The sequence below is a fragment of the Rhodanobacter glycinis genome, from assembly GCF_006438785.1.
In the GTDB taxonomy this organism is placed as follows: Bacteria; Pseudomonadota; Gammaproteobacteria; order Xanthomonadales; family Rhodanobacteraceae; genus Rhodanobacter; species Rhodanobacter glycinis_A.
In genome coordinates, this window is sequence record NZ_RCZB01000001.1 from 120,431 (window position 1) to 141,145 (window position 20,715).

The window sequence follows — 20,715 nt, forward strand, 5'->3', positions numbered from 1 at the left end:
CCTTGCTGCCCGAAACAAAGCCAGCGGCGGCTCATTTCGTTTTCCTGCCCCGGGCACGATCCCAATACGGCGGATCGTCGAAGCAGCTTTTGAGGTGGGAGATGAAGAGCGGTGCCTTCACCGTGTGCGAGCGGCCCGGCATGCGGACGGCATGAATCGCTGAGTCGGAGAATTTGGGCGGTGCGGGTATTCGGGGAAACAGGGACACCAGTTTCCCCTCCCGGATGAAATCGCCGACCAGCCAGCTGGCGAGATGGACGATGCCGATACCGGCGACGGCGGCTTGCAGCAGCGCCTCGGTGTCGTCCGATCGCAGCGTGCCGCGGACGGGAAGGGCGGCACCGCGATGGACGCCTGCAAAGCACCACCATCCCGGCGATGAAGTCGACGCGAGCGTGAGGCAATTGTGGTGCACCAGTTGCGCGGGTGTTGCGGGGCGACCACAGCGCGCCAGATAGTCGGGACTGGCGCAGGCCAGCCTTCTCGACGGCGCCAGCCGCGTGGCGACCAGGTCGCTGTCCGGCAGCAGGCCAATACGGATCGCGACATCGACGCGCTGCGCCATCAAGTCCACGCGTTGGTCGCTGAGATGCAAGTCGATTTCGATCAGCGGGTAGCGCTTCAAGAAACTGGCGATGGCGGGAACGACATGCCGCCGCCCGAAGGCTTCCGGCGCGGTGATGGTCAACAGGCCGCGGGGATCTGCGTGCAGATCCGCCAGGTCGTGCCTGGCGTCGTCCATCTCGGACACGATATGGCGGGCGCGCGGAAGGAATTGCTCGCCGGCGTCGGTCAGCACGAGCGACCGCGAACTCCGGGCAAACAGCTTCACGCCCAGCTCGGCCTCGAGCGTGTCGATCTTGCGGGCCACGGAAGACACCGCTACATCGCGGCGCTTCGCCACGGTCGTGAAGCTGCGCTCCGTTGCCACTTCGATGAAGGTTCTGATCGCATCGAGCATCGTTTCGTACCTTTGCGTAAAACGCAAAATGATGTTGCTTGTTACTCCATTGTTGTGATGTTCGCAATCTTTCACCATCGCTCTGCAGCACCGTTTCGTCATCCGCCAACGTCACTCAAGGAAAATCCATGTCATCGAACATCCTCAACAAAGCCATCCGCATCGCGACCGTCGCGACGGTCTTCGGTCTCGTCGCCTTGCCCGCCATCGCCGCTGCCCCGATGGCCGGGACCGCCGCACCGGGCTATTACCGATTCATGCTCGGCAACTTCGAAGTCACCGCGCTCAACGATGGCACGATGGATCTGCCGGTCGAGCAACTGCTGCAGGAACCGGCCGGAAAAACCATTGCCGCACTGGACAAGGCGTTCCTGAAAACGCCGCTGCAGATCTCGGATAACGCCTATCTCATCAATACCGGAAAGCGCCTGGTGCTGGTCGACGTGGGTGCCGGCGATCTGTTTGGCCCGACGCTCGGAAAGTTGATGGGCAACCTGAAGGCGTCGGGCTACAAGCCCGAACAGGTCGATGACATTTTCCTGACCCACATGCACCCCGACCACGTGGGCGGCTTGTCGGCGAACCGCGTGATCCAGTTTCCGAATGCGATCGTTCACGCCGAACAGCACGAAGCCGCCTATTGGCTCAGCCAGAAAAACCTGGACAGCGCACCGGATGCGTCCAAAGGCTTTTTCCAGGGCGCCATGGCCTCGGTCAACCCCTATGTGCAGGCCGGCAAATTCAGCCCGTTCGACGGCAGTGTCGAGCTGGTTCCCGGCGTCAGGTCATACCCCAGTTTCGGGCACACGATTGGGCACACGTCGTACATGATCGAAAGCGCGGGAAAGAAGTTGCTGCTGATGGGTGACCTGATCCACGTTCCGGCGGTCCAGCTCGATCATCCGAACGTGACCATCGCCTTCGACACCGATCCTGCGGAGGCAGCAGCCTCGCGTATCAAGGTTTTCAACCAGGCAGCCAGGGAACGCACATTCGTTGCCGGGGCGCACCTCCCGTTCCCGGGCATCGGCCATCTGCGTGCCACCGGGAAGACCTATCAGTGGGTGCCGGCCGACTTCACCCGGATGCGTGCCGGGCAGCCGAAGCCGCATTGAGCTTCGAGGGTGCGTCGGGGCCATGGATTCGATTCAGCCCCGCCGGATCTCGCAGTAAAGAGAAGGGACGTGCCCGGCGATCGCCGGGCACCTGTCTGCTGGTGCGACGTGGAAAGCCGGGTTCGCTGCCCACTGGCACGGTCGCAGCGGCAGGAGCAGAGACGACCCGGCTCAGTCGCTGTTAGTCGCGCCCGACACCACCGGCAACAACACAGCGCTTTTTCCATCGGCCCCATGCTCGATCGTCACCGTCGCCTTGCGGTAGTCGGATAGCTTGGCGAAGAGGATATTGGGCACCCAGGTCTGCGGGTTGCGGTCGTAAAGCGGGAACAGGCTGGACTGGATCTGCATCATGATCCGGTGGCCGGGCTTGAACTCGTAGTTCACCGTGGGCAGGCGGAACTTGTATTCCTGCACCTCGTTCGCCGGAATCGCCGAGGGATCGGCAAAACTCTTGCGATAGCGCCCGCGAAAGATATCGAGCGAGACCGGCAGCTCGTAGCCGCCCATCGTGGGATCGGTGGGATCGGTGCCGGGGTAGACGTCGATCAACTTGACCACGAAGTCGCCGTCGGTACCGGTGGTGCTGGCGAAGAGGTCGGCGATCGGTGCGCCCTGGACGCGCACGGTCTTGCTCAGCACCGGTGTGGTGTAGCTGAGGACGTCGGGCCGGGTTTCGGCGAAGCGCTGGTCCTGCACCAGCCAGGTGCGCCAGCGGTCGTTCTTCTGCGGAATCGGGCGCGGCAGATAAGGCACCGGCTTGGCCGGGTCGGAGACGTAGCTGTCGCTGCCGTCGGTCGGCTGCTCGAAGCCGAGGCCCATGTCCGACTGCAGGTAGAGCGGGGTGAGCTGCTGGTCACTCGCCACCTTCCAGTTCGTGAAGTTGTCCCAGTGCTGTTCGACCGGGTTGTAGATCATCGCCTCGGGCAATGGCTTGGGCAGCGGCGTGCCGCGCAGGTAGTGGTTGAACCATGGAATCATCACGTTCTGGCGGAATTGCGCGGTGGTGTCGCCCGGCCACTTGAGCGGGCCCATGTTCCAGCCGTCGCGATTGATCTGGCTGTGCCACCACGGGCCCATCACCAGGTGATTGTTGGCGCCGTGTCCGGCTTTCTTGAGTGCTTCCCAGGCATGCACGGCGCCGTAGATGTCCTCCTGGTCCCACAGGCCTTGCAGCCACATCGTGGGCACGTTGGAGGGATGCGCGACGAGCAGCGTGTCGAGCGCCTGCAGCTGCCAGAAGGCGTCGTAGGCGGGGTGCGCAGCGAAGCGGTTCCACCAGGGCAGCTGCTTGAAGCCGTTGGCCTCGGCATAGGCGCCGGCCGGGCCCGCTTCGAGGAAATTGGTGTAGTCGTCCTGGTTCTCGCGCGGGATGTTCTCGCCCTCGCCCTTCTTGCTCATCTGGCCGCTGAAGTAGTCGAGGTTCATCTGGCGCAGGGCGCCGTAGTGGTACCAGTCGTCTCCCATCCAGCCGTCGATCATCGGGCTTTCCGGCGCGGCGGCCTTCAGCGCGGGATGCGGGTGGAGCAGGGCCATGGCGACCGTCCAGCCGTCGTAGGACGAGCCGATCATGCCGACGTTGCCGTTCGATTCCTTTGTGTTCTTCACCAACCAGTCGATCGTGTCCCAGGCATCGGTGGTGTCGTCGGTCTTGGTCGGGTTCAGCGGCCCCATCGGCGGGCGCGTCATGATGTACTTGCCTTCCGATTTGTATTTGCCGCGGATGTCCTGCCAGACCAGGATGGTGCTGCCGTCGGCCCAGTCCTTGTCGCCCGACCACACCGCGTCGGCCATGTGCGGACTTTTGCCGGGCGCCATGTTGCTGGCGTTGTACGGCGTGCGCTCGAGCAGCATCGGCAGGCCATGCGCGTTCTTCGGGATCAGGATCACGGTGTGCAGCTTCACGCCGTCGCGCATCGGGATCATCACGTCGCGCTTGATGTAGTCGAAGTTGCCTTGCGGCTGTTTCCAGTCGGTCGGGATGTCGGACCCGGTCTGGATCATGTCGGGCGTGACCTTCGCCGAATCCTGGCCCGTCGGGGGCATCGCGAACGCGGCGGCTGATAAAAGGCAGGCAAGCGAAACGAGTGCCGAGCCCAGAGCGGTTTTCTTCATGTCCAGAGCGTCCTCGTGATGGTGGTCGCGTCCGCAACCTGTCGCGGTTGCACCCTGTGACTATGAGAGCGGTCACAAGGATTTTGCAAGGCGGGTGCGAAGGCGAAAGCGTGGTAGTTCCAACGTACCGCCATGCGCAGGAGGTGGCGACATGAGTATTCAGAAACATTTGCGCTTCGGGCGCAAATAGCGAAGGCGGCCGTGGCCGCCTTCGCATGGGAATGGATGGCGCAGATCAGGCGGCGATTGCCGGCGCCATGTCAGACACGGTGTCGTCGCCACACACATCACGCCACAGGTGATACATCACCCCGAACATCACGGTGAACATCACCAGAATCATGGCGATATAAAACGGGACGATTACCGCGAGCACGAGCCAGGAGCTGATGAGCTTGGCCAGCAGGGCGAGCAGCATGATCACGATCGCAAAGACGATGGCCACGACGATCGAGACAAGGATGGAACTCAGCGCGAACAGGAGCAGCGGCAACACGTTCTTCAGCGCGCCGGTGACGCCGTCGCCGATGGCGCCGAACACGTTGCGCCGGTTCAGCGCGACCTGGCCGAGGCTGATCGCATAGAAACCCATCATCAACAGGCCGAATGCCATGAGAAGCGCCACGGCGATCCAGAAGCCGCCGGGCAGCGCCGGTGGCGGCTGGTGGTTGACCTGTGCAGCCAGCGCTTGCATGTACCAACTGGCGATCCCGGCTCCCGTCGCCACGATGATGATTGCGATCCCGGCGATGTAGACCACAAAGTTCGCCAGCCCGAGCCCGATCAGCCGCCATGCCTCGCCTTGTCGATAGGGATTGAAGATGTCGAGTGCACGGACCGGCTGCTCCCGTTCGGCTGCATCGACCAGCTGCAGATAGCCCGCGTAGAGCGGAATGATCAGCAGTCCGAACAACACGGAGATGGCCATGATCAAAGCGGAGGTTGCCATGCTCGGCGGCGTGCCCGCGCTCATTGCGTGGAATTGCATCGGCATCGTGATCAGCGACGGCAGCAGGCACGCCACCACCAGAAAGGCTGCTCCTCCGAACAACGGCTTCGGATGACGAAAGCCCACGCTGATGCCGTTCGTCAGCCAGCCAAAGCCAGCCGACGGTCCCCTGGATCGTGTGGTCATGTGTTGCTTCCCCGATGATCGGCGCCCCCGCGCCGCGCAGGCCGAGCATAACGGGTAGTGGCCATGGCCATCCAGGCGCACTCGAATTCCGGGAGAGCCAGAAACTAAAGGGGCCAGAGACAATTCCTCGCGGGCTGAATGTCTCTGATCCCGAGTACGCAGCTTAAGAGCGCGATGCGCGCATCAATGCCATGTACTGCGCTTGCCGCCCGCGACGGCAGGGTTCATCTCGACGCTCAAGGTGAAGGTGCGTTGTTCGTCCGGTCGCATGGCACCGACGCCAACCAGCTTGCGCGCGATCTCCTCGCCGCGTTCGTCGCGGATGGTCAGCACCATCGAGTATTCCCACGCACCGCTGTCGACGGGGTTGCGAAAGCTGCCTTCCACGCGCAGCGGTACGGACGCTGGTGTTGCGGTCGTGCTGGTCGCATCGGTGAAGTGGAGCTTGTGGCGGCAGGCGGGGCACACGACCGCACTTTCCAGGATCGTCTCCCGGCAGTGCGGACAGGTGCGTGTCGCTCCGGCTGTGCCTGGGTGTGGGTTGCTCACGGAGCGGTGCCGCCGAGTCCGTGGGTCTTGTGCGCGCTGTTGCCGTCCTTCGCATCGTCCCAACCGAACTCGGCCTGGCCGCGCATGCGCGAACCTGCCGCCACGCTGAGCGATCCTGCCTTCAGGTCGCCGGTCAGCGCGCCGCTTTGCTGCAATTCCACGTGCGCCGCGGATTCGATGTTGCCGATCAGTTCGCCCGCGATGGTGACCTTCTCGGCACGCACGCTGCCGGTCACCCTGGCGCCGGGCTCGATGGTGAGGTCGCCGCGCACGTTGACGTCGCCCTTGAAGTTGCCGGCGATGCGCACATGACCCTCACCTTCGATCTTGCCCTCGATGGTGATATCGGGCGCGATCAGCGATTCGGTCTTGGGTTTGCCCGGCGCGAGTGTGGGCGTGGGCGTGGGACGGAATGCGGGCTGCACCGGCGTCTGTGCTTCGGGCTTGGTCTCCGTGATGCCGGGGCGAGCCAGGTCCGTGGCTTCGGGCGTTTCGGTGGCGGAGGTCTTGCTGGTTTCTTTCCACAGGGCCATGGGGGACTCCATTTCGGTCAGACGGAGGGTCAGCCTACCCCCCAAACGGCACGTAAAACGGGGTCAGGTTCACTTGCCTGTGCAAAAACGGAGTCACGTTCACGTCCCGTTAGCCATTTGCTACAGGAAGGAGTTTTGATCCGCTTTGAAGTGGAAGGTGTCGGAGGCGGCCACCTGATCGGCTCAACTGTCTCAGACACCACCCTTCCATTCTTGTCAGTCGGACGTCACATGGAAGTGCTCGATTCTGCCGACTTTCAGAAGCGCGGCCTGCACTTCCGGTCGCGCCACGATCATATCCCGGCGCTCGTTCAAGTCCTTCGCCCCCGGCGACTCCTGCACATCGGCGTACTTTTGCATCCCGACGATCGCATCATTGCGCCATTTCGGGTCGCGCAATCGATCGATCAGCAACTTCGCCGCTTCGTCGAAATCGCCATGCAGCAGCAGCGCGTTCTGCCACGTTCCGATGGCAATGTCGTGATGCTTGCGCAGGTAGGCCATGTGCGTATCGATGCCGGCAGTGTCTTTTTGGTCGATAGCGATCCGCAGCTTCACGCTTTCAAGTTGCATGCGCCCGAAGTCGCTCATGTTGCCTATTTCCGAGATGGCATCGAGCGCCTTGTCCGGCTGGCGGAGGTTCGCGTATAGGCCGCCCAGATTGATGGCCTGGCTGACGTTCATGGCGCCATCTTCCGGGCGACGCGCCGCCTTCGCCATCTGTCTGGCTGCCTCGTCCCATTGCCCGAGACGACCCAGCACACGTGAGCGGTCGTTGAGTAGCCAGACGTATTTCTCGTCGAAATCCTTGTAGCGCTTGCTACCTTCACCCGCGGCAGCTGCAGCGACGACACCGTCAGTGACGGCGAGGGCTTGCTTGTCCTGTCGTGTGAGCATCAACAGCCGTTGCAGGTGAAGCAGTGGGCCAAGCCGGTCCGGCGTTGCCTTGACTCGTGCTTCAGCCGCTGTGATCTCCGCCGCTGCAAGACGATCGACATCGAAAGCTTCGGGGTTTCTCTGGGTAATGACATCAAACCGTTTGTCCACACGCATGCTCAGTGCCACTTCGGCCGAGCGTATGTGCAGGGCTACGGCAGCGGCCTTGGTGACGTTACCTTTTTCGAGCAAGAGACGCGTCAGCTCCTGCCACAAGGTGTCGGGATCTCCGTCCTCGTCGGTCCAGGATGCATCGAAAAGTGCGTCCAGCATTTCGAAGTCCGCAGTGTGGTCGTTCGATTCCACCAGTCCGCGCTGAAGGGCATAGATCGCCTCGCTGCGGATCTCGCCCATCGCCTTCGGCCAGCGGCTCGCCAGGATGGCAGTGCAATGGGCGGCATCGCGATTGTCACGTATCGCATACGCGGTGATCAGCCGGTTCGACCAGATCGTCGCGTCAGCTGCATCGTAGGTGCTGGCCTGCACTAGCAGGCCATGCGCGACCTCGTTCTTCTTGTTTTCTTTCGCGACGAGGCCAGCCACCATCAGTGACTGGTAGCGAAGGTCCTCCGGGAGCTCGGCAAAGGCCTTTGCATGGATAGCCTTGTCGAATGCGACCTCGGCGCCGTCGAAATCACTGCTCTTGGCATCATCGAAACCCTGCTGCAGTTTTTCGCGAACGACCATGACCGGATCGGTGGGTGCAGGCTGCATCGGCGCAGGGCTGATCGACGCCTGTGCTGCACTCGCAACGATCAGCAGCACGCCGATAAGGTATAGCTTCTTCAATGTCTTTCCCCTGCATCCGTCAGCTGTGGGCAAGCGTGCCTGTTTCAGAAAGTGCAGGCAATATGTCCGACTGAAGCTAGTTACGGGCGCATGGGGTGTTGTCTGAAAGGGGACGGATGGTGCTGAGAAAAAGGAAAAATTCCGACAAACTTGCCCGTTGCTCAACGGGCTTGAGCACTCCGGCACCGCGTGGGACGATCGTGCAGATGAACAGCCGCCCCGCCGCAGCACAGCACCTGCGTGACCTCGCGCGGCTGCGCCGCGTTCGCGACCGGATCGATCGGGAATACGCGCAGCCGCTGAACGTCGAAACGCTCGCCTGCGGCGTGCACATGTCGGCCGGACACCTCAGTCGCCAGTTCAAGCTCGCCTTCGGCGAGTCGCCATACAGCTATCTGATGACCCGGCGCATCGAGCGCGCGATGGCGATGCTGCGTCGTGGCGACCTCAGCGTCACCGAGATCTGCTTCGCGGTGGGCTGCGCATCGCTGGGCACGTTCAGCACGCGCTTCACCGAGCTGGCCGGGGTGCCGCCCAGCGTCTATCGGCGCGAGGCGGCGCGTGCGACTGCGGGCATGCCGTCCTGCGTGGCGCGACAGGTGACGCGACCAGTCAGGACGCAACCGATCAGGAATGGAGAAGCGCCGGCCCCCGAGTCGGATCTAGCATGACGGCTCCTTCCATATCGAGCAGGACTGCCATGGACATCAACATTCACGCGAGCTTTCTTCCGCAAACCGATCCGGACGCCTCGCTGGCGTTCTATCGCGACACGCTCGGCTTCGAGGTGCGCAACGACGTCGGCTACAACGGGATGCGCTGGATCACGGTCGGGCCGCCCGACCAGCCCGGCACGTCCATCGTGCTGTATCCGCCGGCCGCCAGCCCGGGCGTCACCGACGACGAGAAGCACACCATCGCCGAGATGATGGCCAAGGGCACCTACGCCATCATGCTGCTGGCCACCAAAGACCTCGACACCGCCTTCGAGCGGATACAGGCCAGCGGCGCCGAGATCGTCGAGCAGCCGACCCAGCAGCCGTACGGTGTTCGCGATTGCGCCGTCCGCGATCCCGCGGGCAACCTGCTGCGTGTGCAGGAGCGGCGCTGAGATTTTCGATGCGAATCCATGTGAGGAGTTTCCTATGAGCCCGGTTGCAAAGAAGGCCCCACGCAAGTCCGTCACGGCGGTCGCGAAGAGTGCCGAGACATTCACGGCTGCGGAGCGGGCCGCGATGCAGGCCCGCGCCCAGGAGCTGAAAGCGGAGACGCGTGCGAACAGGAGCCGGGAGGAAGGGGAGCGTGAGCTGCTGGCGGCGATCGCCGCGATGCAGGAGCCCGACCGCGGCATGGCGATGCGGCTGCACGCCGTCGTCAAGGCCAGCGCGCCGGCGTTGATGCCAAAGACTTGGTACGGCATGCCGGCGTACGCCTTGGACGATAAGGTCGTCTGTTTCTTCAAGGGCGCACAGAAATTCAAAGACAGGTACGCCACCTTCGGCTTCAATGACAAGGCCAGGCTCGACGACGGCGCCATGTGGCCGACCACATTCGCGCTCAAGGCCCTGAACGCCGAGGTGGAGAAGCGGATCGCCGCGCTGGTGAAACAGGCGGTGGGCTGAGGGAACGATCCCGGCCGGGGCGTGGTTGCTCCGCGAAGCGCGACGGCCGCACAGGCACATTCCCCGGTGCCATGCCCAACCCGGTTTCGCATCGGCTAACGCAGCGTCATCTGGAACAATGCGTACGCAATGATCGCCATCACCACGATGGTAGCGCACCAGTGGAGCCAAGGGCGGCGTATCCAGATCAACGGAGTGCAGGTGCCGATGATGACCAGGCGCAGCCACATGTTCTTGTTCCAGTGGAAGGCGCCGGCATGCACGACCGTGTCAAGCGCGGTCGCCAGAATGTAGAGCACGATGAGGATGAAAAAGTAGCGGCTCTCTACAAAGTAGGCGGCAAGCAGGTTGCGCCCACGCAAGGCATGCACATCGGGCAACGCGGCGGCGCAGATCAGATACAGCAGGATGGGCAGGACGAGGCCGAGCAGAAAGGTGTCGGCATTGGATGCGGCCGTTTCCGTGACCTCGCCCAGGTACAACCCCCACCAGTAGTTGTTGACCAGCAGCAGGGCGATAAGCGCCCACGCCAGCGGCAGGGCGTTCCAGCGGATCTCCTGCCGTCGGCGCATCAGCCGGTTGAATCCGCTGAACAGCTTGGCCAGGCCCAGACCGATGATGACCGAGATCAAGCCGATGGAATGTTCGCGAATGTCCAAGGGCGTGGCGTCCGTTTCAGGTTGTACGGGATAGCTCGCGATCACCACTGCGGCCTGATGCTTCAAGCCTCGATGCAGCCAGCATCTTGCCACGCGGCTCGATCAGCGAAAAGAGTGCGAGGGACAAATCCTGATGCAGCCATGGCGATGGGGGACAGAGGGTGGGAGCCCATCCGCGCCGATCAAATCTCGCCGTCATCCTTTGCGGGCCGCCCTCGAGCATGGGCTCTGACCAGGCGCGGCTGCGTCTCCGGCATGGTCAGCAAGACGGGCATCACGGCCAAGGCGACGACGGCGATCATCGCGCCGGGCAGGGCGGTCCATCCGGTCATCCGGATGAAAAGTTCGGCGAGGAAGGGGGTCAGGCCGCCGAAGATGGCGGTTGCCATCGTCACGCCCAGTGCCAGGCCGCTGAGTCGGCCTTCGCCGGGAAACTGCTCGGCGGTCGCCGGGGCGCCTACCGCACTTACGCTACCGGCGAGACAGGCCAGCACGATCGCACCGGCAGCGATGTGCAGCTCGCCGCCGCCGGCCATCAGGCCGAACATCGACAACGGCAGCAGCATGCCGGCGACGCCCAGCCAGATCAGCACCGGCTTGCGTCCGACCCGGTCGGAGAGTGCACCCGTCAATGGCGTGACCAGGATGACCGCCACCGCGGCAAGGGTCGATAGCCAGAGCGAACGGCCTTCGGCGAGGATGCCCGACGAGCTCAGGAACGCCGGCACATAAGTGATGCCGACGTAATAGGTGATCGAGCCAAGTGCCGAGATGGCGAAGGTGCGCAGCAGCGCGGGTCGGTGATGGGCGATCGTGTGGCGGAGCGGGGAATCGGGCACGCTGCTCTCCTGCACCTGGCGCAGGAAATCCGGCGATTCGTCCATGGTGGATCGCGCGATCCACACGCAGCCGGCCAGCGCCGCGCCCACCAGGAACGGAATGCGCCAGCCCCAGGCGTCGAGATGAGCGGTGCTCATCGCGGCGACTACCAGGGCGGAGATCGCCACGGCGAATAGTGCGCCGACCTCGCTGGCGGCGGAGGCCAGCGAGGTGATCAAGCCGCGCCGGTCCTCGCGCGTGCCTTCCAGCAGGTAGGCGACCACGCCCGTATATTCGCCGCCGACCGAGAACGCCATGAAACAGCGCAGCAGCAACAGCAGCGCGCCCGCCGCAGGCCCGATCGCGGCATAGTCAGGCAGCAACGCCGTCGTCAGCATCGCCAGCGTCATCAGCATCATTGACAGCACCAGCGTGCGCTGCCGCCCGATGCGGTCGCCGATATGGCCGAACACCATCGCACCCAGTGGTCGCATGGCGTAGGAAATGGCGAACCCGGCGAGCGTGGTCAGCAACGAGTTGTCGCCGCCGCCGAAAAACACCCGCGACAGCACCGTGGCGAAATACAGGTAGAGCGTGAAGTCGTACCACTCCACCACCGTCGACAACGCCGCGACCACCATGGAGGCACGCGAAATTTCGGGGGCGCTGTGCGTTACGGTCGGGGTCATGCCGTTGCCGGAAGCGGGTAGGTGCCGATGACAATACCTGACGCAGCCGCGGTGATGGCGCTGCAGGATCAGCGCAGCGGCTGTGTCGCCGTGTCACCCTTGCATGGGACCGGCGCGCCATCCTTGCCGACAGCTTGCGTGAAGCTCGAACCGCTGCGGTTGATGACGATGCCGCCGACGCACTTCTGGTTTCGGTCCAGCCGGTAACTTGCCTTTACGCGAAGCTCTTCCTGTCGTTGCCTGTCCAGGCGTACGGCCTGCTTCGCCTGATACTGCCGAGCCTGCTCGTTCACCTCTTGATAGGTGTTGGACAAGTCCTCACGCCGCTGTTTCAGATTGACTGCGAGTTGTGCCTGGTATTGCTGTGCATGGGCTCTGGCCTGCTGCGCATCCAGTTCGGCGACGCGAGCGGAATCGCGCGTGATCTCTTCGGCGTGGCGGGCCGCGAGGTACTGGGAAAGTCCGTTCCAGGCAAACACGGCGACGATCAAACCCGCCACTCCGGCCCCGATTTTCCACGACAACGGCATGACCATGACACCCAACCCCCAGCACGATTGTGGAAAATCCCGCACCGCCCGTACCCCGGCGAAACCTCGTCGCGAGTAGAAACAGTCTAGCTGTGAGAAGTCGCGGAGAGCGTCGGCACCGTGCAGGGAACAAAAGTTCGGTGGTCGGTTGGCCCGGTCGATCCCCGATAAGATCGGCCCTGTCCAAATCGCCGGACTTCGCGCGTCATGGGAAAGGCGGCGCACACTGCCCGCCGATCACTCATTGTGGAGAATCCCGATGCAATACCTGTTGATGCTGTATTCGAACGAGAACGGCTGGTCGCAGATGACACCGGCCGAACAGGAGCAGGGCGTCGCAGCCTACGGGGCGTATACGCAGGCGCTGAAGACGGCGGGTGTGCTGGTTGGCTCGAATCGTCTGCAAAACAGCACGACCGCCACCACCGTGCATGTGACGGATGGCAAATCGCAGGTACTGGATGGCCCCTTTGTGGACTCCAAGGAGCAGTTGGCCGGCTACTACCTGATCGATGTGCCTGACCTGGATGCAGCGCTTGCGTGGACGGCGCGCTGTCCCGGTGCGAGCCATGGCACGATCGAAGTGCGGCCCATCTGGAGCATGTGAAAAGGTATCAGGAACAATTCCTGAAATCAGGCCGGCTCCCGGGATAAGGCCGCCATGCAGCTTGCACTGACGTCGTGCGCGGGGATCATGGAGGATGCGGCGAGCATGGCTCGCTGGCGCTCCAGATGCCGGCGACTTTCGCGACTCCGTGGCAGAGCGTCGGCACCATGTGGAGACAAGAGGACCCGTCGGTTTGGCTGGGTCGATCCCCGATAAGATCGACCCTGTCCAAATCGCCGAACCTCCCGCGTCATGGGAATGGTGGCGCACGCTGCCCGCCAATCACTCATCTTTTGGAGAGTCCCGATGCAATACCTGTTGATGCTGTATGCGAACGAGAACGTCTGGTCACAGATGACGCCGGCCGAAAAGGAGCAGGGCGCCGCGGCCTATGGGGCGTATACGCAGGCGCTGACGACGGCGGGTGTACTGGTCGGGGGAAACCGCCTGCAATACAGCACGACTGCGACTACCGTGCATGTGGCGGACGGCAAATCGCAGGTACTGGATGGCCCCTATGTGGACTCCAAGGAGCAGTTGGCCGGCTACTACCTGATCGACGTGCCTGACCTGGATGCGGCGCTCGCGTGGACGGTACGCCATCCCGGTGCGAGCCATGGCACGGTCGAAGTGCGGCCGGTCTGGAGCATGTAGGCTTGGATGGCGTGGCGCAGGCGCGCAGTACCGCAGACGCCGTCGCGCGTCGCAGCTACGGCAAGCTGGTGGCCTTTCTGGCTGCTGCCATGCGTGATGTGGCGGCGGCCGAAGATGCACTGTCGGAAGCGTTTGCAGCGGCGCTGGCGGACTGGCCGCTCAACGGCTGTCCTGCGAATCCGGAAGCGTGGTTGCTGACCGTGGCCCGGCGCAAAGGGATCGATGGCATCCGACGCCGCCGCAGCGGCGAAGCAGCGGCCGTGCAGTTGCAGATACTGGCGGAGCTCGACGCGGCCACATCGACGGTGATGGATGACGCGGCCATTCCGGATCAGCGCCTGGCTCTGCTGTTCGCCTGCGCGCATCCGGCCATCGATGCCGGCATCCGCGCACCGCTGATGTTGCAGGCCGTGCTCGGGCTGGATGCGAAGACCATCGCGTCGGCGTTTCTCGCGTCACCGGGCGCCATGGGCAAACGCCTCGGGCGCGCGAAGCAGAAGATCCGCGAGGCCGGCATCCGGTTTGCCATCCCCGCATGCAACGAGCTGGCCGGACGGCTGGACGGCGTGCTGGATGCAATTTACGCCGCGTTTGCGGAAGGCTGGAGCGATCCGGGCGGCACCGATGTGATCCGGCGCGATCTCACCGCGGAAGCGCTGTTTCTCGCCGGCCTGGTCGCCGGGCTGCTGCCGCAGGAACCGGAAGCGTTGGGTCTGCTGGCCTGCATGCTGCATGCGGAGGCACGCCGTCGCGCGCGCCGCAATGCGGATGGCGACTACGTGCCGCTGGCCGAGCAGGATGCCGCGCTGTGGGATGCAGTCATGATCGACGAGGCCGAAGCGCTGCTGCTGCGTGCGAGCGCTCTGGGCCACATCGGCCGCTATCAGCTCGAAGCGGCGCTGCAGTCCGCGCATGTCGAGCGCCGCCGCAGCGGGCGCACCGACTGGACCCCCGAGGTGCAGATTTACGACGCGCTGCTCGCACTCTCCGGTTCGCCAGTGGTCGCCCTCAACCGCGCGCTGGCCATCGCGGAACTGCAAGGCCCGTGCGCCGCACTCGAGATCGTGGATGCGCTCGCTGCCGACGGCCGGCTCGTCGAATACCAACCCTACTGGGCAGCGCGCGCGGCATTGCTGGCAAGAACCGCTGCCTACGCCGAGGCTCGCGCTGCCTTCGACATTGCGATCGGCCTCGCCAGCGACCCCGCCGTCCGGCGTTTCCTGCAGGGACGTCAGGCCGTATTGCCACGCTGAGTTCGCCGCTGCACAACAGGCGTGACTGCCATGGTGCCGGCGGCGAGCCAGGTGGTCTGTCAACTGCGGTCAGGCAGGGAGCTGCGCCTTGATCACGGGTCTGTTTTGCCGCCAGCCTCAGCGGGATATGCCATAGTTCGTGCATCGGTCTTTCGGACCGACGGCTGACGGGCGCGTTGCTGAATGGCACGGTGCCGGGATGGAAGCCGGATCGCGGGGGGAGCGGTTGGATTGCGCATGAATCGTCGTGTCGGAGGATGGGCTTCGCTCGTCCTGGTGGTGTGCGGCCTGCTGGCGTTTACACCGGCAAGCGCGCTCGATCCTGACCGCGCGATCGGGCAGCTGACCCACGTCTGGTACGAGAACCAGCTGCCGCAGGGCACGGTGTTGTCCATCGCGCAGCGCAAGGACGGCTCGATCTGGCTGGCGACGTACGGCGGGCTGGTTCATCACAGCGGTGCGGAGTTCGACACCATCGACCCGCGCGTGGCGCCGGTGCTGAAGAGCACGGCGATCACCGCGGTCTATGTCGATCGCGATGGCACGTTGTGGGTCGGCACGTTGAACGACGGGCTCTACCGCATGCGCGGGCGCGAGCTGGAGTCGGTGGCGCTGCCGGCGAACATCAGGAGTGTGTTCGGCATCGTGGAGGACCAGAGCGGCGCGCTCTGGCTGACCACCAACGCCGGCGTCGCGCGGATGGGCGTGAAGGGCATTCGTCTGCTCGGCGAGGAAAGCGGGTTTCCGCCGCGCGGGTTCTATCATTCGATCGTGGCCGATGCGGCGGGCGGGGTGTGGATTGCCACGGATGGTGCCGGTGTCGTGCACTGGCTCAACGGCCACGTCGAGACGTTCGACACCCGGCGCGGCCTGCCGAGCAATGCCGTCCACAGCCTCGCGATCGATCATGTCGGAACGGTATGGGCGGGCACGCAGGCTGGCCCGGTGCGCTACCGCGATGGTGGCTTCGAGCGCGACCCGCGCGCGGCCGCGCTGGACGGGAAACGCATCTATTCCCTGTTCGGCGACCGCGACGGCAACATGTGGTTCGCGCCACTCGGCATGGGTATCTGCCGCCTGACCGCCGCACGCTTCGATTGCGACGACACGCTGAGCGGCATGGTCGGCGAGACCGTCCGCTCGATGTTCGAGGATCACGAAGGCAACCTCTGGCTGGGCACCACCTCCAGCGGCATCCATCGTTTCAGCGACTCGAAGCTCATCACCGTCACCGGGAAAATGGATTCCAATGCGGTGCGTGCTGTCTACCAGGATCGCGCAGGCACGCTCTGGATCGGCACCGATGGCGCGGGGCTGGCGCGTTACGAGAACCAGGTGCTGGTGCCGGCGAAGGCGATCAACGCGAAGCTGCCGAGTCTTCTTGTGCGCGCGATCCAGTCCGACGCGGCCGACAACCTCTGGGTGGGGTCGACCGATGGATTGAGCCGTATCGCACCCAATGGCACGGTGCGCAACTTCGGTACCGGCAATGGCCTGCCGGGCACCATCGTGTTTGCATTTGCGCCGGGTCGCGATGGAGGCATGTGGGTAGGCACATTGCAGGGTGTGGCGAAAATCACCCGCGATAAAGTCGACGACAAGGTCAGCGTGGTTCCGGGTACGCACGGCGACGACACGCGTGCGCTGTATGAAGATCCAGCCGGGCGTCTGTGGATCGGTGAGCGCAGCGGCTTGCGCTGCCTGCACGATGGGGTGGTCGACCGTTGCGGCACCGATGGCCTGCCGGGCATCAGCGTGTTCGCGTTTCATCCCGAACCCAATGGCGATCTGTGGCTCGGCACCAGTCAGGGCCTCATGCGCATTCGCGGGCAGGCGGTGCAGGCCTTCACCGAGCGGGCGGGTTTCTACGGCGACACGGTGTTCGCCGTGCTCGATGACGACGCGGGCTACTTCTGGGTGAGCTCGAACCGTGGCATCGCGCGACTCGCGCGGGCCGACATCGATGCGCTCGACCGCGGTTCGGTGAAGCAGATAGAACCCCACTGGTACGGCAAGCATGACGGCATGCTGTCGCAGCAGGCCAATGGCGCCTCGCAAACGCCGGCGTGGCGCACGCGCGACGGGCGGATGTGGTTCGGCACGGCCAACGGTGTGGTCATCGTCGATCCGAAACACGAGCGCGTGAACCGGATGAGTCCGCCGGTCGCGATCGAGCGCGTGCTGGTGGACGGCCAGGACGTGGCCGCGGACCATGTCGGCCGGATCGGCCCCGATGTGGAACGCATCGAACTGCACTATGCCGCGATGAGCTATGTAGCGCCGGCGGCGGTGAAGTACCGTTATCGCATCGAGGGCTTCGACCGTGGCTGGATCGACGCCGGCGCCAGCCGCGTCGCCTACTACACCAACCTTCCGCCCGGCGACTACGTGTTCCGGGCGATCGCCAGCAACAACGACGGCGTGTGGAACACCGACGGGGCGAGCGTGGCCTTCACGATTGTGCCGAGCTGGTACGCCACCTGGTGGTTCCGCACCCTCGTCGCGCTGGCCGTCATCGGCCTGCTTGCCGCGATCTACCGACTGCGCGTATGGCGCCTGCATGAGCGCCAGCGCGAGCTGACCCGCGAGGTCGCGCAGCGCACCGAGGCGCTGCGCAATGCGAACGCCGAGCTGAAGCGTCTCGCCGCACTCGATGGCCTCACCCATATCGCGAACCGCGGTGCCTTCAACCTGCGGCTGCGCGAGGCTCTGGACGAACACGCAGCCAGCGGCTCGCCGCTGGCTGTACTGATGTGCGACGTGGATGCATTCAAGGCCTACAACGATACGTATGGCCATCTCGCCGGCGACGTCGCTTTGACCGCCGTAGCGGAAGCGCTGACGAACGTGCTGCGCTCGAAGGCGGCGGATCTCGCCGCACGCTACGGCGGCGAAGAATTCGCCGTACTGCTCGTCGAATGCGACGCCGCCGAAGCTGCCGTGGTTGCGCAACGCATGCTCAACGCCGTACGTGCGCTGGCGATCGAACATCGCAGCTCCGACACCGCGCCGCACGTGACGATCAGCATCGGCATCGCCGCCGTCGTACCTACTGCCATGGATTCGCCGGAACAGTTGCTTCGCTGTGCGGACGAGGCCCTGTATCGCGCCAAGGCGGAGGGACGAGATCGCATGGGTGGTGGTCCCGGGCTTGCGGAGTGATGGCTCTGACCAGGAAAGGGAAACCTCAGACTCTGGCCTTGGTTTGATCATGCTCCGGAATGTTTCGGTTTGCCGCCGTGCAGCGTCAGGCGCAGGCCACTGCTGCGGCAGACATCGATGTGTGGAAAGAGCTGGGTACGTTCACCGTGGAAGGTGACGCGGAGGTCGCGCAGACATCCTCCAGCGGGGACGTCGAAGGTCATTGATGACAGGCCGCCTTGTAGCGGCTGGCCGAGATCGATGTCCTGGAAGGCATCACGGTCGGCCGGCGCGATGGCGAGCGCGATGACACTATCAAGCGTGGCGTTCACCAGATCGAAGTGCCGAGCGGGCCTGCGCCCTGCGTCGGCGCAGGCCGCCGATGGAACGACGAGCAGGTTGCCAAGCGCGACGGCAAACATGGCGACGAGGACGGTGGCGCGGGTCGTATTCATGGAGGTGCTCCGGCTGAGGTGAGGTGCCACCGGTGGCTCGTGCGCACACGGTCGGCACCGTGATATGGCCGGATGGAGGTGTCCTGCGAAAGCGGTTCGGGACGAATCGTCGTGACGCGGTGGCGAATCGTAGTGGCGTCGCGGTCTTGCTGTTCAGCGCCGTGTGCAGCACCTAGGATGGCCACTTCAACCCACGGGACATCCCGCGATGATGGTTCGCCTCGGCAACACGCAGATCGGTCTGTTTCGCTATCTCGGCCTGTGGGCGGCGGTAGCGGTGGTATTTGCGCTGCAGGGGTTCATGCACGACGCGATGAACGGACATACCTGGTCGGCCTTCGACTACCTGCGCTGGTCGATCATCCAGTGGTATACATGGGCAGCATTGGCACCGATGGTGTTTCGGCTGGCAGCGAAGTATCCGATCCAGTCGCCGGTGCGCCTGCGCGGGCTGGGTATGCAATTGCCGGCGAGCGTGGGCGTGACTCTGCTGGCCATGCTCATCGGCGCGTTCGTGTCGACGGCGTTCGAGCCGAGTTCGTTCGATGAGCAGGTCAGGCAGTTTCTCGGCCAGCATTTCGCCACCGGCTTGCTGGCCTACTGGTCGCTGTTCGCGATTCAGCAGGCCATGCAGTTCCATGCCGAAAAGACGCGCCGCGAGATCGAGGCGAGCCAGCTGGCGACGGAGCTCGCACAGTCGCGCCTGCGTGCGCTGAAGTCGCAGCTGCAGCCGCATTTCCTGTTCAACACGCTGCACGCGATCGCGACGTTGCTGGACGAGGACACATTGTCGGCCGAAGACATGCTGCTGCGCCTGAGTGACCTGCTGCGCGCGTTCCTCGAGGACTACGACGGCCAGGAGGTCAGTTTGCGGCGGGAACTGGTGCTGCTGGATCTCTACCTCGGCATCCAGCGCATACGCTTCAAGGATCGCCTCACCACGCAGATCTACGTCGCCCCGGACACGCTGGATTGTGCCGTGCCCAGCCTGATCCTGCAGCCGATCGTGGAGAATGCCATCACCCACGGGATCAGCAAGCGGATCGGCGTGGACTGCATCGAGGTCGAAAGCCGGCGCGAGGGCGACACTCTGTGCATCGATGTGCGCAATCGCAACAGCTCGCTGGAGGCAGGGGCTGCACCGGGGTCGGGGCATGGTATCGGCCTGTCGAACACCGAGCTGCGCCTGCGCGAACTGTATGGCGATGTTGCGCAGGTGCGCCTGGACATGATCTGGCCCGAGGGCGTGGTCTGCCGGCTTCGCCTGCCGTTTCGCGAGATCGAGGAACCTGACGATGCGCCCGAGGTCGCGTCCACATGAGCATCGCTACCCTGGTCGTGGACGACGAACCGATCGCGCGCCGTGCCATCGTGCGCCTGCTGCGCGACGATCCCGACATCGAACTGCTGGCCGAGTGCGGCGATGGCGTATCGGCGGTCGAGGCGATACGCAGCCAGTCGCCGGACCTGGTCTTTCTCGACATCCAGATGCCTGCCATGAGCGGCATAGACGTGGCAGCGACCATTGGCGCAGAGCGCATGCCGGCGACGGTGTTTGTCACCGCCTTCGAGCAATACGCGGTGCGGGCGTTCGAGGCGAACGCGGTGGATTACCTGGTGAAACCGTTCAGCCGGGAGCGTTTCGCGAACACGCTGCGGCGCGTAAAGGCGCGGCTGTCCACCGGCGAGGGCGTGGGCGGGGCCGCCTCCGTGCGGATACTGCAGGCGCTCGACGCCTTGCGCCAGCGCGACGACTATATCCAGCGCCTGCCCGTGCGTATCGACGAGCACATCAGTTTCATCGACGTCGATGCCATCGTGTGGATCAAGGCCAGCGGCAACACCGTGCAAATCCACCTGGCCGACGGTGTCCACGAAATGCGCGAGACCATGAGCGCGCTCGCCGCGCGACTCGACCCGCGGCATTTCGCGCGCGTCCACCGTTCGGCCATCATCAACGTACGCCGGATCCAGGCCATCCATCCGTGGTTCAACGGCCACCACGTCGTCACGATGGATACCGGCCAGAAACTGCGCATGAGCCGCTACCAGCACGAAACCTTTCTGCGCCTGGTCTCGGCCAGCGGCGGGAAACGGGTGGAATAGGGAGGCGGGCGCAGACAGTATGGCGGAGCATCATTTCGCCGTGGCCA

20 protein-coding genes are annotated in these 20,715 nt (G+C 64.2%); 10 read left to right on the top strand and 10 right to left on the bottom strand.

From position 1 onward, the window contains the following. Positions 1 to 31 precede the first annotated feature (31 nt). Positions 32 to 961, bottom strand: coding sequence for a LysR family transcriptional regulator (locus tag EAH75_RS00580; protein ID WP_140803663.1), 930 nt, complete (start codon positions 959 to 961; stop codon positions 32 to 34). A 128-nt stretch (positions 962 to 1,089) separates the two neighbouring features. Here EAH75_RS00580 and EAH75_RS00585 point away from each other — a divergent pair, with 128 nt between their 5' ends. Next, positions 1,090 to 2,076, top strand: a complete 987-nt coding sequence (locus EAH75_RS00585; RefSeq protein WP_140803665.1) for an MBL fold metallo-hydrolase — start codon at positions 1,090 to 1,092, stop codon at positions 2,074 to 2,076. A gap of 171 nt (positions 2,077 to 2,247) precedes the next feature. Here EAH75_RS00585 and EAH75_RS00590 read toward each other — a convergent pair whose 3' ends face one another. The 5 genes from EAH75_RS00590 to EAH75_RS00610 form a co-directional block, all read right to left on the bottom strand. Beyond that, complete coding sequence (locus EAH75_RS00590) at positions 2,248 to 4,191, bottom strand: CocE/NonD family hydrolase (protein ID WP_140803667.1); 1,944 nt, start codon at positions 4,189 to 4,191, stop codon at positions 2,248 to 2,250. 235 nt (positions 4,192 to 4,426) lie between these two features. Further along, positions 4,427 to 5,266 (bottom strand): hypothetical protein, encoded by an 840-nt coding sequence (locus EAH75_RS00595; protein ID WP_140803669.1) that lies wholly within the window; start codon positions 5,264 to 5,266, stop codon positions 4,427 to 4,429. Between the two features lie 243 nt (positions 5,267 to 5,509). Further along, positions 5,510 to 5,875 (bottom strand): hypothetical protein, encoded by a 366-nt coding sequence (locus EAH75_RS00600; RefSeq protein WP_140803671.1) that lies wholly within the window; start codon positions 5,873 to 5,875, stop codon positions 5,510 to 5,512. Then, positions 5,872 to 6,408 (bottom strand): bactofilin family protein, encoded by a 537-nt coding sequence (locus tag EAH75_RS00605; RefSeq protein WP_428993484.1) that lies wholly within the window; start codon positions 6,406 to 6,408, stop codon positions 5,872 to 5,874. The genes EAH75_RS00600 and EAH75_RS00605 overlap by 4 nt, the downstream gene beginning before the upstream one ends. A gap of 216 nt (positions 6,409 to 6,624) precedes the next feature. Continuing rightward, complete coding sequence (locus EAH75_RS00610; protein ID WP_140803675.1) at positions 6,625 to 8,133, bottom strand: hypothetical protein; 1,509 nt, start codon at positions 8,131 to 8,133, stop codon at positions 6,625 to 6,627. A 206-nt stretch (positions 8,134 to 8,339) separates the two neighbouring features. Here EAH75_RS00610 and EAH75_RS00615 point away from each other — a divergent pair, with 206 nt between their 5' ends. Genes EAH75_RS00615 through EAH75_RS00625 form a run of 3 tightly spaced genes read left to right on the top strand, consistent with a single transcriptional unit; the run spans position 8,340 to position 9,755 of the window. Next, positions 8,340 to 8,804, top strand: coding sequence for a helix-turn-helix transcriptional regulator (locus tag EAH75_RS00615; protein ID WP_140652559.1), 465 nt, complete (start codon positions 8,340 to 8,342; stop codon positions 8,802 to 8,804). A 29-nt stretch (positions 8,805 to 8,833) separates the two neighbouring features. Then, positions 8,834 to 9,244: a VOC family protein gene (locus tag EAH75_RS00620; protein WP_140803677.1), complete on the top strand. Its 411-nt coding sequence runs from the start codon at positions 8,834 to 8,836 to the stop codon at positions 9,242 to 9,244. A 34-nt stretch (positions 9,245 to 9,278) separates the two neighbouring features. Then, positions 9,279 to 9,755, top strand: coding sequence for an iron chaperone (locus EAH75_RS00625; RefSeq protein WP_140803679.1), 477 nt, complete (start codon positions 9,279 to 9,281; stop codon positions 9,753 to 9,755). Between the two features lie 95 nt (positions 9,756 to 9,850). On the opposite strand, the gene EAH75_RS00630 is transcribed toward EAH75_RS00625, so the two are convergent. From EAH75_RS00630 to EAH75_RS00640, 3 genes are all read right to left on the bottom strand, one after another. After that, a complete protein-coding gene (locus tag EAH75_RS00630) occupies positions 9,851 to 10,480 on the bottom strand; it encodes a hypothetical protein (RefSeq protein ID WP_140803681.1) in 630 nt (209 codons plus the stop codon). Positions 10,481 to 10,596: 116 nt separating this feature from the next. Next, positions 10,597 to 11,922, bottom strand: coding sequence for an MFS transporter (locus tag EAH75_RS00635; protein ID WP_241668843.1), 1,326 nt, complete (start codon positions 11,920 to 11,922; stop codon positions 10,597 to 10,599). A 68-nt stretch (positions 11,923 to 11,990) separates the two neighbouring features. Continuing rightward, entirely contained in the window at positions 11,991 to 12,458 is a 468-nt protein-coding gene (locus tag EAH75_RS00640) for a hypothetical protein (protein WP_140803683.1), read from the bottom strand. Positions 12,459 to 12,711: 253 nt separating this feature from the next. On the opposite strand from EAH75_RS00640, the gene EAH75_RS00645 reads away from it, so the two are divergent. The 4 genes from EAH75_RS00645 to EAH75_RS00660 all read left to right on the top strand — a co-directional run bounded on the left by EAH75_RS00645 (position 12,712) and on the right by EAH75_RS00660 (position 18,128). Next, positions 12,712 to 13,059 carry a YciI family protein gene (locus EAH75_RS00645; protein ID WP_140652572.1) on the top strand — a complete coding sequence of 116 codons (348 nt, stop codon included), beginning with the start codon at positions 12,712 to 12,714 and terminating at the stop codon, positions 13,057 to 13,059. 306 nt (positions 13,060 to 13,365) lie between these two features. Beyond that, positions 13,366 to 13,713: a YciI family protein gene (locus tag EAH75_RS00650; RefSeq protein WP_140803684.1), complete on the top strand. Its 348-nt coding sequence runs from the start codon at positions 13,366 to 13,368 to the stop codon at positions 13,711 to 13,713. Between the two features lie 11 nt (positions 13,714 to 13,724). Then, positions 13,725 to 14,966, top strand: coding sequence for an RNA polymerase sigma factor (locus EAH75_RS00655; protein ID WP_241668907.1), 1,242 nt, complete (start codon positions 13,725 to 13,727; stop codon positions 14,964 to 14,966). A 237-nt stretch (positions 14,967 to 15,203) separates the two neighbouring features. Beyond that, positions 15,204 to 18,128, top strand: coding sequence for a ligand-binding sensor domain-containing diguanylate cyclase (locus EAH75_RS00660; RefSeq protein ID WP_140803688.1), 2,925 nt, complete (start codon positions 15,204 to 15,206; stop codon positions 18,126 to 18,128). A gap of 47 nt (positions 18,129 to 18,175) precedes the next feature. Here EAH75_RS00660 and EAH75_RS00665 read toward each other — a convergent pair whose 3' ends face one another. Next, positions 18,176 to 18,562, bottom strand: coding sequence for a hypothetical protein (locus EAH75_RS00665; RefSeq protein WP_140803690.1), 387 nt, complete (start codon positions 18,560 to 18,562; stop codon positions 18,176 to 18,178). 208 nt (positions 18,563 to 18,770) lie between these two features. On the opposite strand from EAH75_RS00665, the gene EAH75_RS00670 reads away from it, so the two are divergent. Beyond that, complete coding sequence (locus tag EAH75_RS00670; protein WP_140803692.1) at positions 18,771 to 19,883, top strand: sensor histidine kinase; 1,113 nt, start codon at positions 18,771 to 18,773, stop codon at positions 19,881 to 19,883. Next, positions 19,880 to 20,668 (top strand): LytR/AlgR family response regulator transcription factor, encoded by a 789-nt coding sequence (locus EAH75_RS00675; RefSeq protein WP_140803694.1) that lies wholly within the window; start codon positions 19,880 to 19,882, stop codon positions 20,666 to 20,668. The genes EAH75_RS00670 and EAH75_RS00675 overlap by 4 nt, the downstream gene beginning before the upstream one ends. Positions 20,669 to 20,715 lie beyond the last annotated feature (47 nt).